Annotated in this window: 11 protein-coding genes and 1 pseudogene; 11 read left to right on the forward strand and 1 reads right to left on the reverse strand. The window is 70.1% G+C overall.

What is annotated here, in order from left to right:
• The first annotated feature begins 2 nt into the window (after nt 1-2).
• From MMF93_RS26055 to MMF93_RS26105, 11 genes are all read left to right on the forward strand, one after another.
• On the forward strand, nt 3-1,058 hold the full coding sequence (locus MMF93_RS26055) for a carbohydrate ABC transporter permease (protein WP_423835528.1): 1,056 nt from the start codon (nt 3-5) through the stop codon (nt 1,056-1,058).
• A 13-nt stretch (nt 1,059-1,071) separates the two neighbouring features.
• Entirely contained in the window at nt 1,072-2,049 is a 978-nt protein-coding gene (locus tag MMF93_RS26060) for a carbohydrate ABC transporter permease (protein ID WP_242755291.1), read from the forward strand.
• Between the two features lie 281 nt (nt 2,050-2,330).
• Nucleotides 2,331-3,593: an extracellular solute-binding protein gene (locus MMF93_RS26065; RefSeq protein ID WP_242755292.1), complete on the forward strand. Its 1,263-nt coding sequence runs from the start codon at nt 2,331-2,333 to the stop codon at nt 3,591-3,593.
• A 46-nt stretch (nt 3,594-3,639) separates the two neighbouring features.
• Nucleotides 3,640-4,590 carry a carbohydrate ABC transporter permease gene (locus tag MMF93_RS26070; protein ID WP_242755294.1) on the forward strand — a complete coding sequence of 317 codons (951 nt, stop codon included), beginning with the start codon at nt 3,640-3,642 and terminating at the stop codon, nt 4,588-4,590.
• Nucleotides 4,590-5,495, forward strand: a complete 906-nt coding sequence (locus MMF93_RS26075) for a carbohydrate ABC transporter permease (protein ID WP_114021396.1) — start codon at nt 4,590-4,592, stop codon at nt 5,493-5,495. Before MMF93_RS26070 ends, MMF93_RS26075 begins: the two co-directional genes overlap by 1 nt.
• A gap of 201 nt (nt 5,496-5,696) precedes the next feature.
• Nucleotides 5,697-6,884, forward strand: coding sequence for an ROK family transcriptional regulator (locus tag MMF93_RS26080; RefSeq protein WP_242757784.1), 1,188 nt, complete (start codon nt 5,697-5,699; stop codon nt 6,882-6,884).
• 317 nt (nt 6,885-7,201) lie between these two features.
• Nucleotides 7,202-8,314 carry a substrate-binding domain-containing protein gene (locus MMF93_RS26085; RefSeq protein WP_242755296.1) on the forward strand — a complete coding sequence of 371 codons (1,113 nt, stop codon included), beginning with the start codon at nt 7,202-7,204 and terminating at the stop codon, nt 8,312-8,314.
• 138 nt (nt 8,315-8,452) lie between these two features.
• Entirely contained in the window at nt 8,453-9,259 is an 807-nt protein-coding gene (locus tag MMF93_RS26090; protein ID WP_114021399.1) for an ATP-binding cassette domain-containing protein, read from the forward strand.
• Entirely contained in the window at nt 9,256-10,575 is a 1,320-nt protein-coding gene (locus MMF93_RS26095) for a sugar ABC transporter permease (RefSeq protein ID WP_242755298.1), read from the forward strand. The genes MMF93_RS26090 and MMF93_RS26095 overlap by 4 nt, the downstream gene beginning before the upstream one ends.
• 152 nt (nt 10,576-10,727) lie before the next feature.
• The gene (locus MMF93_RS26100; protein ID WP_242755300.1) at nt 10,728-11,129 is read left to right on the forward strand and encodes a hypothetical protein; all 402 of its coding nucleotides are present in this window, start codon (nt 10,728-10,730) and stop codon (nt 11,127-11,129) included.
• The gene (locus MMF93_RS26105; protein WP_242755302.1) at nt 11,129-13,813 is read left to right on the forward strand and encodes a DUF4132 domain-containing protein; all 2,685 of its coding nucleotides are present in this window, start codon (nt 11,129-11,131) and stop codon (nt 13,811-13,813) included. Before MMF93_RS26100 ends, MMF93_RS26105 begins: the two co-directional genes overlap by 1 nt.
• Nucleotides 13,814-13,828: 15 nt before the next feature.
• Here the strand turns inward: MMF93_RS26105 and MMF93_RS26110 are convergent.
• Nucleotides 13,829-15,589, reverse strand: a pseudogene (locus MMF93_RS26110) (AfsR/SARP family transcriptional regulator); the annotation flags it as partial.
• Between the last annotated feature and the right edge of the window lie 269 nt (nt 15,590-15,858).

Here is a 15,858-nt window from a genome sequence, read left to right on the forward strand (position 1 = left end):
GCGTGAGGACTCGGACACGGCCGGCCCCGAGCGGGCCGGCGACACAGAAAACGGTTCCGTGGCGGAAACTGCCGCCCGGCGACAAGCTGGCCTTCGCGGTGGCGGTCCTGCTGCCGCCCCGGTTCACCCCGGCGCGGGTGCGTGCCGACCGCAGGTACCGGACGCTGGACAAGTACCGGTTCATCGTGGGATTCCTGATCCTGCCGCTGGCCTTCTACGCCGTCTTCGTCATCTCCCCGTTCTTCCAGGCGATCTACTACTCGTTCACCGACTGGGCGGGCGGCGCCACGGCGAACTTCGTCGGCTTCGACAACTACGTGAAGATGTGGAACGACGAGAAGTTCTGGTCATCGGTCCAGACCAGTCTGCTGCTGCTGGTGTTCGTTCCGGTGGTCACGCTCGCGCTCGGCATCTTCTTCGCCTACATGATCACCGCGGGCGGCCGGCACCGCAGGGGCGAGGCCGTCTCCGGGGTCGTCGGCTCCTCGTTCTACAAGGTCGTCTACTTCTTTCCCCAGGTCCTCTCCATCGCGCTGATCGCGGTGGTCTGGCAGCAGGTCTACAGCTCCCGCAGCGGCCTGCTGAACGGGCTGCTGGGCGAGGTGGGCCTGGGCTCCCTCGAACAGCGCTGGCTGGGCGGCGACTACAAACTGGGCCTGTTCGCCACGATGGCGGTGATCGCCTGGAGCTTCGTCGGGTTCTACGTGGTGCTCTTCTCGGCCGCGATGGGGGCGATCCCCAAGGACATCTACGAGGCGGCGCTGCTGGACGGCGCGGGCCGGGGCGCCACGTTCTTCCGGGTCACACTGCCCCTGATCTGGGACACCGTGCGCACCGGCTGGATCTACATGGGCATCCAGGCGCTGGACGCCTTCGCCGTCGTCCTGATCATGGTGCCGGGACACGTGCTGAAGGTGACCCCGGTCTACCTGTACGAGCGCTTCCGTGAGGGCCAGTTCGGCTACGCCACGGCCATCGGTGTGGTGCTCCTCGTCCTGAGCATGGCGTTCACGCTCATCGTGATGAGGATCGGCCGCCGTGAGACGATCGAGTACTGAGAAGCGGGTTGCGATGAGTGCCGAACCGATGAGCACGGACGCGGCGGCGGTGGCCGAGAAGGCGGCCGCGGACCCGGCGTCCGGGAGCACCACCCGCCCGCGCGCCGCGGGCGGCGGCAGGGGCGGGAAGGGCGGGAAGGAGGCCAGGGGCCTCAAGGGCGGCGAGAGCCGCACCCTGAACGCGTTCTCGCACGGCTTCCTGGTCCTGTGGGTGATCATGGCGGCGGGCCCGCTGGTCTGGGTGGCGCTGACCGCCTTCCGGCCGACGGCGGACTACCTGGGCGACCCGATGGGCCTGCCCACCTCGCTGCACTGGGAGAACTTCGTCAACGCCTGGACCGAGGCGAAGGTGGGCCGCTACGCGCTCAACTCGGTCATCATCCTGGCGGGCTCGCTCACGGGCACCATGCTGCTCGGCTCGATGGCCGCCTACGTGATCGCCCGCTTCACCTTTCCCGGCAACCGGTTCATCTTCCTGCTGTTCGCCGGCGGAATGATGTTCCCGGTGATCCTGGCGCTGATCCCGCTGTTCACGATCATGGACAACTTGTCCCTGCTGGACACCCGTCCCGGGCTGATCATCGCGTACATCGCCTATTCGCTGCCGTTCACCACCTTCTTCCTCACCTCGTTCTTCCGGACGCTGCCCAGCGGGGTGCAGGAAGCGGCGATGATCGACGGGGCCTCGCACACCCGGACGTTCTTCCAGGTCATGCTCCCCATGGCCAAGCCGGGCCTGGTCAGCATCGGCATCTTCAACTTCCTCGGCCAGTGGAACCAGTACCTGCTCCCGCTGCTGCTCAACAACGACGACGAGAACAACTACGTGCTGCCCCAGGGGCTCGCGGCGCTGACGGTCTCCCAGTGGTACGCGGGCGACTGGGGCGCGCTGTTCGCGGGGCTGACTCTGGCCATGGTGCCGGTGCTCGTCGTCTATGCGGTTTTCCAGCGCCAGGTGCAGGCGGGGCTGACCGCGGGCGCGATCAAATAGGCCGTACGGCGGTCGCGAACCGGGTGGGCGGCCCGGGGGCCGGGGGGAAACGCGCCGGTCAAACTAGCCGCCCACAGCGGTGATTTCAGGTTGGCCACGAAAGTGGCCTAGACCTGTCGAGGCGGAATCCGCCATGGATAGTCTGCGCCGTGACTGCTGCGGGATCACCGTGCCGGGCAGTCGGGGCTCCTCGCCCGAGCGTTGCGTGGGGGACCGGGTGGCGCCCGGTGTGACGCATCACCTGCGAGCAAGTCGACACCGATGTCGAAGGGTTGAGCAACATGAACAAAAGAGCAGTGGCGGCCGGCGCCGCAGCGCTCGCCATGGCACTGAGCGTGACCGCCTGCGGCGGTGACAGTGGGAGCTCCGGGGACAAGAACACCATCAAACTGGTGGCGGCCGACTACGGCGACAAGAAGTCCAACGCCTCGAAGATCTACTGGGACTCGGTGGTCAAGGACTTCGAGAAGCAGAACAAGGACATCAAGGTCGAGGTCCAGGTCATCAACTGGAACGACATCGACAAGCAGGTCAAGACGATGATCCAGAGCGGCAACGTGCCGGATCTGCTGCAGACCGGCGGCTACGCCGACAAGGTCGCCGACGACCTGCTCTACAAGGCCGACGAGGTCCTCTCGCCCAAGACGAAGAAGAACCTCATCCCGTCGTTCGCCGAGGCCGGCGAGGTGGACGGCACCCAGTACGGCATCCCGTGGGTCTCCTCCACCCGCGTGCTGTTCTACAACAAGGAGGTCTTCAAGAAGGCGGGCATCAAGACTCCGCCCAAGACCTGGGACGAGCTGGCCGAGGCCGCCGAGAAGATCAAGAAGTCGAAGGCAGCCGACACCCCCTACGCGCTCCCGCTGGGCCCCGAGGAGGCGCAGGGTGAGTCGCTGATCTGGGAGCTGGGCAACGGCGGTGGCTACACCGACTCCAGCGGCAAGTACACCCTCGACAGCAAGAAGAACGTCGAGACCTTCGACTGGCTCCAGGACAACCTGGTCAAGCCGGGCCTGACGTACTCCAACCCGGCCTCCACCGACCGCAAGACGGCCTTCGCCGACTTCGCCGCGGGCAAGGCGGGCATGCTCAACGGCCACCCGAGCCTCGTTCAGATGGCGAAGGCGGGCAAGGTCGACTACGGAGTCACCACCATCCCGGGCAAGGACGGGCCGCTCAAGACGACCCTGGGCGTCGCCGACTGGATGATGGCCTTCAAGGACGGCGGCAAGCAGGAGCAGATAAAGAAGTTCCTCGACTTCGTGTACTCGAAGAAGATGCTGAAGTTCGACGAGATGTACAACTTCATGCCCGTCACCAAGGACGCGCTGGAGACGATGCAGTCGAACGGCAAGCACAAGGACCTGCAGCCCTTCTTCGACGAGCTGGACGGCGCGCGGTTCTACCCGCTGGGCGACCCCGCCTGGGACATCGTCTCCGCCGAGATGAAGAAGACCGGCGGCAAGGCGGCCAAGGAGGACCCGAAGAAGATCCTCGGGGACCTGCAGAAGAAGGCGGAGGAAGCGGCGGCGAACACCAAGTAGGCCGCCCGACGCCCCACTTCGCCCCTCCGTACCGCAAGGAGACCCCGTGTCATTGAAGGCCCCGCCGTCCCCGGCCAGCAGGAGCCGGGGGCGGGGCGGGCAGTCGACCAGGCCGGTCCGCCGCTCGCGCGGCGGGCTGGCCCGGCTCGGCCCGCTTCCCTGGATCGCCCCGGTCGTCCTGCTCATCCTCGCCGTCGTCGTGTGGCCCATCGTCGAGCTGATCAGGACCTCGTTCCAGAACATCAGCATCTCGGGGGTCGTGCGGGGCTCGGCCGGCACCGAGAAGTACGAGAAGCTCTTCGACGAGTCCGGCTTCGGGCACGTCATCGGCTACACCGTCCTGTGGACGGTCGTGGTCGTCAGCGTCACCATGCTGGTGTCGCTGGGCCTGGCCCAGCTGTTCAACCAGCGCTTCCCGGGGCGCAGCGTCACCCGGTGGGCGCTCATCGCGCCCTGGGCGGCCTCGGTCCTGATGACCGCCATCGGCTTCAAGTGGATGCTCAACCAGACCGCCGGTGTGCTCAACACGGTGATGCTGGACCTGGGCATCATCGACAAGTCCACGGACTGGCTGGGCTCCCAGTCCACCGCCTGGCCGTGGATGATGTTCGTGGCGGTCTTCGTCTCGCTGCCCTTCACCACCTACACCCTGCTGGCCGGGCTCCAGACGATCCCGGGCGATGTGTACGAGGCGGCCCGCATCGACGGTGCGGGCCCCTGGCAGACCTACCGGAGCATCACCCTGCCCCTGCTGCGCCCCGCGTTCCTCGTCGGTGTGGTCATCAACCTCATCAACGTCTTCAACTCGTTCCCGATCATCTGGGCGATGACGCAGGGCGGCCCGGGCAGCGACACCTCGACGACCACCGTGTTCATGTACAAGCTCAAGGAGACGGACATCGCCGAGTCGGCGGCGATGTCGGTGGTCAACTTCGCCATGGTCGTCGTGCTCGTGCTGCTCTTCCTCAAGGTCAGCCGGTGGAACGAGGAGGACTGATGGCGACCGCAACACAGACCGCCGGGCCCGGACCCGTCAAGGAGGGGCCCGCGGGCCCCGCCAAGCGCACCGTGCGCCCGCCCAGGCGCGGCTTCCGGCCGCGCAGCCTGGTGATCGCCGCCTTCGCGTGGCTGCTCGCCGCGCTGTTCCTGGCGCCGTACCTGGAGATGATCGTCACGGCGCTGCGGCCCGCCGACGAACTGCGCGACCGCACCTACCTGCCCGACAAGCTGGACTGGTCGAACTTCATCGAGGTCTGGCGCGAGTCCTCGCTCGGGAACAACCTCCAGGTCACCCTGTTGGTGGCGGGCGGCTCCACGCTGCTGGTGCTGCTCGTCTCGCTGCCGGCCGCGTACTACACGGCGCGGATGAAGTTCAGGGGCCGCAAGTGGTTCCTGCTGCTGGTGCTGGTCACCCAGATGTTCCAGCCGACCGCCCTGCTGGTGGGCCTCTACCGCGAGTTCTACCAGCTGGACATGCTCAACTCGGTCTGGACGCTGATCCTCACCAACGCCGCGTTCAACCTCGCCTTCGCCGTGTGGATCCTCACCGCCTACATCGGGTCCATTCCGCAGGAGCTGGAGGAGGCGGCGATGGTGGACGGCACCAGCCGCTTCGGGGCGATGACGCGGGTGACGCTTCCGCTGGCACTGCCCGGTGTCGTCACGGCCGTGATCTTCACCTTCATCTCGGCCTGGAACGAGTTCGTGATGGGTCTGACCCTCTCCACCGAGCCGGACAAGCAGCCGCTGACGGTCGGCATCAACAACTTCATCGGTGCCTACACGGTGCAGTGGAACTACCTGTTCGCCGCCTCCGTCGTCGCCATCGTCCCGGTGATCATCCTGTTCGCGTTCATCGAGCGGCACGTGGTCTCCGGGCTGACGGCGGGCTCCGTCAAGTGAGGTGAGCACCGCTGCGACGGCCCCGAGCCCGGGTCCCCGGCCACCGGCCGGGGACCCGGCGCGTTGAGCCCGCTCACCTCCGTATGATGAGGCACAAATGAGCGCCGACCGCTGCCGGCTCGATCGAAGGACTTGACGGGGAGGACCGCCGGGGCTCTTCTTAGGGTTCAGATGTTGGAGACAAGCGGGGAGTGAACAGTGGTGGAGACTCCGGGGTCGCAGTCCTCGCTGCACCGGGCGAATCTGGAGCGCGTCGTGCGGGCCGTACGGATGGCGGGCTCGCTCACCCAGGCGGAGATCGCCCGCAGCACGGGGCTGTCCGCCGCGACCGTCTCCAACATCGTCCGTGAGCTCAAGGACGCCGGAACCGTCGAGGTCACCCCCACCTCCTCCGGCGGCAGGCGGGCGCGCGCCGTCTCCCTCAGCGCCGACGCGGGCATCGTCGTCGGTGTCGACTTCGGCCACTCGCACCTGCGCGTCGCCGTCGGCAACCTGGCGCACACCGTACTGGCCGAGGACGCCGAGCCCATCGACGTCGACGCCTCGGCGGGACAGGGCTTCGACCGCGCCGAGCGGCTGGTGCGGCGGCTGGTCGCCGAGAGCGGGATCAGCCCCGGCAAGGTCATCGGCATCGGCCTGGGCGTTCCGGGGCCGATCGACATCGAGACGGGCGTGCTGGGCTCCACCGCGATCCTGCCGGGCTGGGTCGGCACCAACCCGCGCGACGAGCTCGCCGCGCGCCTCGGCGTCCCCGTCTACGTCGACAACGACGCCAACCTCGGCGCCCTCGGCGAGCAGGTGTGGGGCGCGGGGCACGGCGCCGGCGACCTGGCCTACATCAAGGTCGCCAGCGGCGTCGGCGCCGGACTGGTCATCAACGGCCAGATCTACCGCGGCCCGGGCGGCACGGCGGGCGAGATCGGCCACATCACGCTGGACGAGTCGGGCCCGGTCTGCCGCTGCGGCAACCGCGGCTGCCTGGAGACCTTCACCGCGGCCAGGTACGTGCTGCCGCTGCTGCACTCCAGCCACGGCACCGACCTGACCATGGCGCGGGTGGTGCGGCTGGCCGGCGAGGGCGACCCCGGCTGCCGGCGCGTCGTCGCCGACATCGGCCGCCACATCGGCAGCGGGGTGGCCAGCCTCTGCAACCTTCTCAACCCCTCACGGGTCGTGCTCGGCGGAGACCTGGCCGAGGCCGGGGACCTGGTGCTGGACCCGGTGCGGGACTCGGTGGCGCGCTACGCCATCCCCAGCGCGGCACGGCAGCTGAAGGTGGCGCCCGGCGAACTCGACAGCCGCGCGGAGGTGTTGGGCGCGCTCGCCCTGGTGCTCAACGAGATGGGTGACACCACACTGGTGGACGCGGCCGCCTCGGCGGCGGCCTGAGCCCTGCGGGCCCTGCGCAACTCCCGGCGCGGGTGTGAGGGCTGCCGCAGCGTAGGCCTGCGGGGCCTGGAGGGGCATCGCCGCCGCGGTCCTGGGGCGTTGCCCGGTGCGGGCTCGTTGTGGCCGGCCGCGCCGTTCCCCGCGGCCCTTCGGGGCGTCCGACGGGGCGCCCCCTCCGCCGTTCTATGGCTTTCTGTTTTCAATGGATGGCATCGTTGTCATCTCGTTAAGGATTTTCTTATTGACCGGTGCGACGGCGGCGAGTTGACTTCCGGCTACCCCGGCCGCGACGCCGCGGCCCCGTCAGGGAGGTCACCATGCACGCAGCGCTGCGCGGCATCGTCTTCGGTACCGTCACACTCTCGCTCGCCCTCACCACAGCCGCCTGCGGCAGTGCTGACCAGGCGGACGGCAACGACAGCGGCAAGGAGAAGAAGGGCCCGCTGACGATCGGGCTGCTGCTCCCCGAGAACCAGACAGCACGTTACGAGCGGTTCGACAAGCCGCTGCTGGAGAAGAAGATCAAGGAACTGGCGGGCAAGGACACCAGAATCCTGTACTCCAACGCCAAACAGGACGCCAACCTCCAGCAGCAGCAGGCCGAGACGATGGTCACCAAGAAGGTCGACGCGCTCATCGTGGACGCGGTGGACGCCAAGTCCATCGCCAGCTCCGTCAAGAAGGCCGACGACGCCGACATCCCCGTCGTCGCCTACGACCGTCTCGCCGAAGGCCCCATCAAGGCCTACACCTCCGTCGACAACCCGCGGGTCGGCAAGATCCAGGCCGAGTCCCTGCTCAAGGAGCTCGGCGACAAGGCCGACGACGGCAAGATCGTCATGATGAACGGCTCCGTCACCGACCCCAACGCCAAGATGTACAAGGAGGGCGCCCACTCCGTCCTCGACGGCAAGGTGAAGGTCGGCAAGGAGTACGACACCAAGGAGTGGAAGCCGGAGAACGCCAACGGCAACATGAAGGGCGCCCTCTCCTCCCTCGGCAAGAAGAACATCGTCGGCGTCTACTCGGCCAACGACGGGATGGCGGGCGGCATCATCACCGCGCTCAAGGGCGCCGGTTTCACCAAGGACAACATGCCCCCGGTGACCGGCCAGGACGCCGAACTCAACGCCGTGCAGCGCATCCTGTCCGGCGAGCAGTTCATGAGCGTCTACAAGCCGTACGTGCCCGAGACCTCGGCGGCGGCCGAGTTCGCCGTCGCACTGGCCAAGGGCGAGAAGCTGGACGACATCGCCACCTCCACCTCCGACAGCGCCTCGCAGAAGGACATCCCCACCAAGATCGTCACTCCGCTGCCGCTGACCAAGGACGACATCAAGAAGTACGTCGGCAAGTCCGGGTTCTTCACGGCCAAGGAGATCTGCACCAGCAAGTTCAAGAAGGCCTGTGACGAGGCGGGCATCAAGTAGGTCCCAGCGACATCGATCGGCCCGGTGGCACCGCCGGTACCGCACTCGCCCGCCCGCCTGCGGCAGCCCCAGCGGCCCCGTACGGCGGGCGGGCGGCGGCCGACGGCCCACCGCCGGCGCGCCGGTCACGGTTAAGGAGTGATTCACGTGTCCGCTACGCCCGTGCTGGCGTTGCGCGGAGTCTCCAAGCGGTTCGGCGCCGTGCAGGCGCTCACGGACGTCGAGCTGGAGGTCCACCCCGGCGAGGTCGTCGCGCTCGTCGGGGACAACGGTGCAGGAAAGTCCACCCTGGTCAAAGCCATCGCGGGCGTCAGCCCCGCGGACGAGGGCCGCCTGGAGTGGAACGGCGAGCCCGTCAGCGTCGACAAGCCGCACGACGCCCAGGAACTCGGCATCGCGACCGTCTACCAGGACCTGGCGCTGTGCGACAACCTCGACGTCGTCGGCAACCTCTTCCTGGGCAACGAACTCAAGTCGGGCGGCATCCTCGACGAGGTCGAGATGGAGCGCCGCTCCCGCGAGCTCCTCTCCACCCTCTCGATCCGCATTCCCAGCGTCCGCATCCCCGTCGCCTCCCTCTCCGGCGGCCAGCGGCAGACCGTGGCCATCGCCCGCTCGCTGCTCGGCGAGCCCCGCGTCGTCATCCTCGACGAGCCCACCGCCGCGCTCGGGGTCGAGCAGACCGCGCAGGTTCTCGACCTGGTGGAACGGCTGCGGGAGCGGGAGCTGGGCGTGCTGCTCATCAGCCACAACATGGCCGACGTGCGCGCCGTCAGCGACCGGGTCGCCGTCCTGCGCCTCGGCCGCAACAACGGCACCTTCACGGTGAGCGAGACCTCCCAGGAGGAGATCGTCTCGGCGATCACCGGAGCCACTGACAACGTCGTCACCCGGCGCAATGCCCGAACCGCACAGCAGGCGTCCACCACGGAGGTGCGCAAGTGACCACCGGCACCCCCACCGACGGGGCACCGGCCGACAAGGCCGCCGCCCCCCAGCAGGACGGCGGCGAAACGAACGGCACAGCGGCCGCCGGATCCGCCGCGTCCGTCGACCCGCGCCTCCTCGTGCGCGAGCGCGGCTTCGCCGGCTACCTCGACGACCTGGTGCGCCGCCTGCGCACCGGCGAACTCGGCTCGCTGCCCGTGATCGTCGGGCTCATCGTCATCGGCCTCGTCTTCCAGCTCCAGGACTCCGCGTTCCTGAGCGCGAACAACCTCAGCAACCTGTTCGTGCAGAGCGCCGGAACCGGGCTGATCGCGGTCGGCATCGTCTTCGTCCTGCTGCTCGGCGAGATCGACCTGTCCGTCGGCTCGGTCAGCGGCATGTCCGCAGCCGTGCTGGCCGTGCTCAACATCAACCAGGGCATGAACGAGGTCCTGGCCGTGATTCTGGCCATCCTCGTCGGCATGGCGGCCGGCGCCCTGCACGGCTTCTTCTTCGCCAAGATCGGTGTCCCCGCCTTCGTGGTCACGCTGGCCGGCCTGCTCGGCTGGAACGGCCTGATGCTCCAGATCCTCGGCCCCAGCGGCACCATCAACCTCGACGACGACGGCGTGGTCGCCCAACTGACCAACCACTACTTCGCCGACAAGTTCTGGGCGATGGGGTTGGCCACCGTCTGCGTGCTGGCGTTCCTCGGGTTCTCGCTGCTGGACGCGCGCCGGCGCAAGGCGGCGGACGTGCCCAGCCGCCCGCTCAGCGAGATCGTGCTCCGCACGGTCGTCGTGGCGATACCCGCCTACGCGGCGGCCCTCGTCTTCAACTCCTACAAGGGCCTCCCGCTGGCGGTCGTCATCTTCGTCGGCGTCATCGTCCTCGGCGACTTCGTGCTGCGCCGCACCACCTACGGGCGGCAGGTCTTCGCCGTCGGCGGCAGCAGCGAGGCCGCCGCGCGGGCCGGCATCAGCGTGCCCATGATCCGGATCACCGTGTACGCGATCGCCGGGACCATGGCCGCCGTCGGCGGACTGTTCTTCGCCTCCCAGATCAACGCCGCCAACCAGTCCTCGGGCGCGGGCAGCCTGCTGATGAACTGCATCGCCGCCGCCGTCATCGGCGGCACCAGCCTCTTCGGCGGCCGCGGCAAGACCTGGTCGGCGCTGCTGGGTGCCCTCGTCATCCAGTCCATCAACTCCGGCATGGCCCTGCTGGGCACCGGGTCCGCAGTCCGCGACATGATCACCGGCGCGGTGCTGCTCGCGGCGGTCGTCATCGACTCGATCTCCCGCCGCACCCAGAAGACCGCGGGGCGCGCCTGAGGACCGCGGGGTGGGCGGGCGGTCGCGCCGTCCGGCCACCCCGCTGCCGCCGCCGCGGGCACGGGCGTCCTGCCAGCAGCCGCGAGCGGCGCCGGCTCGCATGCCGTTGCGGACGGCGAAGCGGTGTCACACCCGCCCTCTAAGATCCTGGAATGACTCAGATCGTGTGCGCTGACGAGAGCACGTCCCAGGGCCGGTTCGCGGCGCTCGTGCTCGACATGGAGGAGGAACGGGTCAGTGTGCGGGAGCTGATCAGACGGCGGGTGTTCCAGGAGGTCGCCGAGTACCACGCGGGGGAAGCGGCCGGACCGTTTCGGGGGCTCGTGCGGCCGACGGCGGACGAGGCCGTGCTGAACGGCTCGCGGGGCCCGTCCCGTCCGCCGCACCGGATCGACCCGGAGCGGCAGTTCGACGCCGCGGTGCGGGCGTTCGAGAGGAACGGCTTCCTGCTCCTGACCCCGGAGCGGCAGCTGACGCGTCTCGACGAGGAGATCGACCTCGTGGCGGGGTCGGAGATCACCTTCTTGAAGCTCGTCCCCCTGGTGGGTGGCTGATGAGCGACTTCGACGCGTGCCGGGCCGCGGTGCGGGCCGCCGCCGAACGCGACGACGCCTCGGCGGTCCACGAGGCACTGGCCTCCGCTCCCGAGCTGTCCTGGACGGTGGAGCTGCTGCGGCCCCTTCCCGAATATCTCCGTCTCCGCGCGCGGTTGCGGGCCGGCGAGGCCTACGGGCAGGCCGAGACGGAGCAGCGGCGTGCCGCGGCCCTGTACATGCAGGTATCGGAGGCGCCGGAGCTGGAGGTGATGGGCCCACGCGAGCTGGAGGCCGTCGTACGGACGGCCGTCGCGGACAAGGCTTCGGCGGCGGCCTGCGAACGGGCTCTCGGCGCCAGGCGGCTGCCGTGGGTGCTGCTGGACGTGCTGCCCGACGACGCCCGGCACCGCCTGCTGCGCCACTGCGTCGAGGTCTACCGGAACGCCGGGTCACCTCAGCAGCGGGACAAGGCCGTCGTCCTGCATGCCATGGCGTCCTCGGGCCGTCCTGACGACCTCATGGCGGCGGACCGTCAGCGCTTGCTGGCGGGCTACCGGGAGAACGTCGACTGGGCGCTGGAGAGTTACGACGTGGCCTGGGTGGAACTGGCCTCAGGGCGTCAGATCCCGCCGGCTCTCGGCGCGGAGATGCGGCGTGTGTACTACGACAGCCATCCCGTCAGAACGTCCGCGTCCCGCGAAGTCCTGCGGCTGCTCGCCGAGCGCCACCCGGTACTCAACGCCGGTGAGCGGTGGTCGGACCACGCGCTCGCCGAACTGGCTCAACTGCCAGCGGCCTGGACCGACGTGCTCCGGCACGCCGCGACGCTGACGTCGGTCAGGCCCGGCGCACCCTGGGCACGGACCGCGCGGACCCTGCTCGCCGAGGTCGACGCGGAACGGGTCCCGGAGCGGGTGGCGGACTGGCTCGCCCTGCTGGGCGGCCCGCCCACGCTGCCGCGTGAGCGGGGGTTCGCCTACGACCCGTACAACTACGAGGTGGCGCGCGGCCTGGTGTGGATGCTCTCCTTCCTGCCCGGACACGCGCGGGCCCCCCGGGCGCTGGGCGCGGTGCTGGAGAGAGCGCTGCGCAGAATGCCGGGTGTGGGCCCGGGCATGCCGAAGCTCGCCAACGCGTGTGCCACGGCACTGTGCACGATGGAGGGCGAGGCCGCCCTCGCGGAACTCGCCCGGCTCACCACCCGGGTGACGTACAAGGCGACACTCAAGATGCTCCAGGCCGGGCTGGACGCACGCGCCCGGGACCTGGGACTCGGCCGGGAGGAGATCGAGGAGCTGGCCGTTCCCTCGTACGGGCTGTCGCAGGACGGCCGCCGGGTCGTGCACTTCGGCGACGAGGCGAAGGAAGCGGCCGCCGAGCTGGTGATCGACGGTGGCACCGCCGTGCTGCGCTGGCGGAACGCCGCCGGCAAGCCGGTCACGTCGGCCCCCGCCGCCGTGCGGCGCGACCACGCCCGTCAGCTGAAGGAACTCAGGGCCGAGGTCAAGGAGATCAACGCGACGCTGGGCGCGGTGGCCAAGCGCCTGGAGAGGGTCCTGCTCACCCGGCGCTCATGGCCCGCTCAGGTGTGGCGCGAGCGCTACCTGGAGCATCCGCTGGCCGGCACGGTCGCCCGCCGCCTGCTGTGGACGCTCGACGGCACCGCCTGCCGCTCCACCGACGGCGCACTGCGCGACCTGACGGGCGAGCCGGTGACGGGCCGGGGCACCGTGCGGCTGTGGCATCCGGTGGGCAGGACCGTCGAGGAGGTGATGGCCTGGCGGCAGTGCCTGGAGGACGAGCGGATCACCCAGCCCTTCAAGCAGGCGCACCGCGAGGTCTACCTGCTCACCGACGCGGAACGGCGCACCGCCACCTACTCCAACCGCTTCGCCGGGCACATCCTGGGCCAGCACACGTTCCGTTCACTGGCGGCCCAGCGCGGCTGGCGCGACGCCGAGTTGCGGATATGCCATCACGACACCTCCTACCCGCCCGCCGTGCGCGAACTGCCCGAGTGGGGGCTGCGCGCCGAATACTGGGTGCGCGGCGAGGGCGAGCCCGGCAACGCGCCCACCACCGACTCGGGCGCCTACGCGCTGCTGGCCACGGACCAGGTGAGGTTCTATCCGCTCGACGCGCCGGGCAACACGATCAGCAGCGAGGGGGGACAGGGGTTCCTGATGCCCGGGCCCCGGAAGGTGGACCCCGTACCGCTGGAGGAGATACCGGCCCGGGTGCTCAGCGAGGTGCTCAGAGACGTCGACCTGTTCGTCGGCGTCGCGAGCGTGGCCGGTGACCCCACATGGCAGGACGGCGGACCCGGCGGGCACTACGCCCGGTACTGGACCTCCGTCGGCTTCGGCGAGCTGAGCGAGACCGCGCGGACCCGCCACGACCTGCTGGCGCGGCTGCTGCCCCGGCTGGCCATCGGCGACCGGTGCCATGTCGAGGGCCGCTTCCTGCACGTCAAGGGCGCACTGCACACGTACAGGATCCACCTGGGGTCGGGGAACGTCCTGCTGGACCCGGGGGACCGGTACCTGTGCGTCCTCGCGAAGAGCGGGCCCTCGTCCTCCGCGCCCGTGTATCTGCCGTTCGACGGCGACTGGACGCTGTCGGTGATCCTCAGCAAGGCGCTGATGCTGGCGGACGACACGCAGATCACCGACCCGGTCCTTCTCCAACAGCTGCGAGGGTGACGCAGAACCTCACCCTTCGGCGCGGGCTCTGGCGTGGAGCCGCAACAGGTTGTGCAGCCGGTAGCGCCCGGGCCCGGCGGACTCCAGCAGAGAGCTGTCGACCAGGGCCTCCAGCAGGTCCTCGGCCTCTTCCGCCGAGCGGTCGAGGAGCGCGGCGGCGGCGGCCAGCGGGATGTCGGGGCCCTCGGTGAGCCCGAGCAGGCAAAACGCCCTGGCCTGCTCCGCGTCCAGGTGGGCGTAGCCGAGTTCGAAGGTGGCCCCGACGGCCTGGTCGCCGGCCTGCAACTCGTCCAGTCGGCGCCGCTCGTCGGCCAGCTTGGCGGCGAGCACGGAGACGGTCCAGGTACGGCGGGCCGAAAGCCTGGCGGCCGCGATGCGCAGCGCCAGCGGGAGGAACCCGCACGCCGCCACGACATCCATCGCGGCCTCCCGCTCCGCGCCGACGCGTTCCCTCCCCACGACGCGGGAGAAGAGGGCCATGGCCTCGCCGGGGCCCAGCACGTCCAGATCGACGAGGCGGGCGCCGGCGAGGTCGACCATGCGGACGCGGCTGGTCACCAGCGCCGCGCAGCCCGTGGTGCCCGGGAGGAGGGGGCGGACCTGGGCGGCGTCGCGGGCGTTGTCGAGCAGGACCAGGACGCGGCGGCCCGCCAGCAGCGAACGGAAGAGCGCCGCGCGCTCCTCGACGCCCTCCGGAAGGGAGGCGTCGTCGGCTCCCAGGGCACGGAGGAACCCTCCGAGCACGGCCGCGCCCTCCTCGGGGGAGGCGCCGGTGCCCTGGAGGTCGACGTAGAGCTGCCCGTCGGGGAACCGGTCGGCCACGGCGTGCCCGAGGTGGACGGCCAACGCCGTCTTGCCGACGCCGCCGATACCCGCGAGGGCCATGACGGTGCCGTCGGCCCGCGCGAGCTGGGCGCCGAGCCGCGCGACGAGCGCGTCACGGCCGGTGAAGTCGGGGACAGTGGCGGGAAGTTGCGCGGGGATGGTGGGCGTCCGTGGCTGTGCGGCGCGGCTCTCGTCCGAGCACGCCAGACTCTCGTCGGCCTCCAGGATGCGCTGCTGGAGCTCGGTCAGCTCCGGGCCCGGGCCGACTCCGAGCTCGTCGGCGAGCAGGCGCCGGATGTCGGCGTGCACGGCCAGCGCCTCGGCCTGGCGGCCGCTGCGGTAGAGGGCGAGCATCAGCAGCTCGCGCAGCCGCTCCCGCAGCGGGTGCGAAGCGGCGAGCGCGGTCAGTCCGGCGACGGCCTCCGCGTGCCGGCCGAGCCGCAGATCCAGGTCGTACCGCAGCTCCAACAGGCTCATCCGCCACTCCGTCAGGCGGGCGCGCTGGGCTTCCGCGTACGGACCCGGTATGTGGGCGAGCGGTTCCCCGCTCCACTGGGCGAGCGCTGCGTCGTACAGCTCACGGGCCCTGACCAGGTCGCCGCCCGAGACCGCCTTGTCGGCCTGCGCGGCCAGCTGACGCGCGGTCTCCACGTCGAGCGACGTACCGTCTCCGTCCCCGTCACCCAGCGCGTAGCCGCCGGACTCGCTGACCAGCAGGTCGCCGTCGGGCCCGAGAGCCTTGCGGATGCGCGAGGCGTAAGTGCGCAACGCCGCCCTCGCCATCTCGGGGGGCTCCTCACCCCAGATACCGTCGATCAGCTCCTCGGCCGTCGCGGTGTGCCCGCCGCGCAGCAGGAGCGCCGCGAGCACCGCTTTCTGCTGGGGCGACCCCAGCGCCAGAGGCTGGTCACCGCGCCAGACACGCACGGGGCCGAGGACGGTGAGGCGCAGTGCGCCGGCGCGTGGCGGGACGGGGCCCGTACGGGGCCCGGGCGCGAACCCGGACCGGGGCGCGGGGAGAGGCTGCGCCTCAGCCACGTGTGCACCGGAGAAGAGGCCCTCCACAAGGAAGGAGCCCCCTTCGTGCAGGGGTTCGCGGAAGGACTCCTCGCCAGGCTCGGGGAAGGTGGCCTCCTCGCGAGGCGCGGTCACGCCGGTGCCCGGCGGCGTGCGCGTGCCCACCCGCCGCCACGCCTCCACCCACGGGCGCCGCTCCCTGG

The organism is Streptomyces tubbatahanensis, assembly GCF_022699385.1.
Classification (GTDB): Bacteria; Actinomycetota; Actinomycetes; order Streptomycetales; family Streptomycetaceae; genus Streptomyces; species Streptomyces diacarni.

Bases quoted from the DNA above. Each gene is read 5' to 3' on its own strand.
- MMF93_RS26060 (WP_242755291.1), top strand. From the start codon at position 1,072: ATGAGTGCCGAACCGATGAGCACGGACGCGGCGGCGGTGGCCGAGAAG.
- MMF93_RS26065 (WP_242755292.1), top strand. From the start codon at position 2,331: ATGAACAAAAGAGCAGTGGCGGCCGGCGCCGCAGCGCTCGCCATGGCA.
- MMF93_RS26075 (WP_114021396.1), top strand. From the start codon at position 4,590: ATGGCGACCGCAACACAGACCGCCGGGCCCGGACCCGTCAAGGAGGGG.
- MMF93_RS26085 (WP_242755296.1), top strand. From the start codon at position 7,202: ATGCACGCAGCGCTGCGCGGCATCGTCTTCGGTACCGTCACACTCTCG.
- MMF93_RS26100 (WP_242755300.1), top strand. From the start codon at position 10,728: ATGACTCAGATCGTGTGCGCTGACGAGAGCACGTCCCAGGGCCGGTTC.
- MMF93_RS26105 (WP_242755302.1), top strand. From the start codon at position 11,129: ATGAGCGACTTCGACGCGTGCCGGGCCGCGGTGCGGGCCGCCGCCGAA.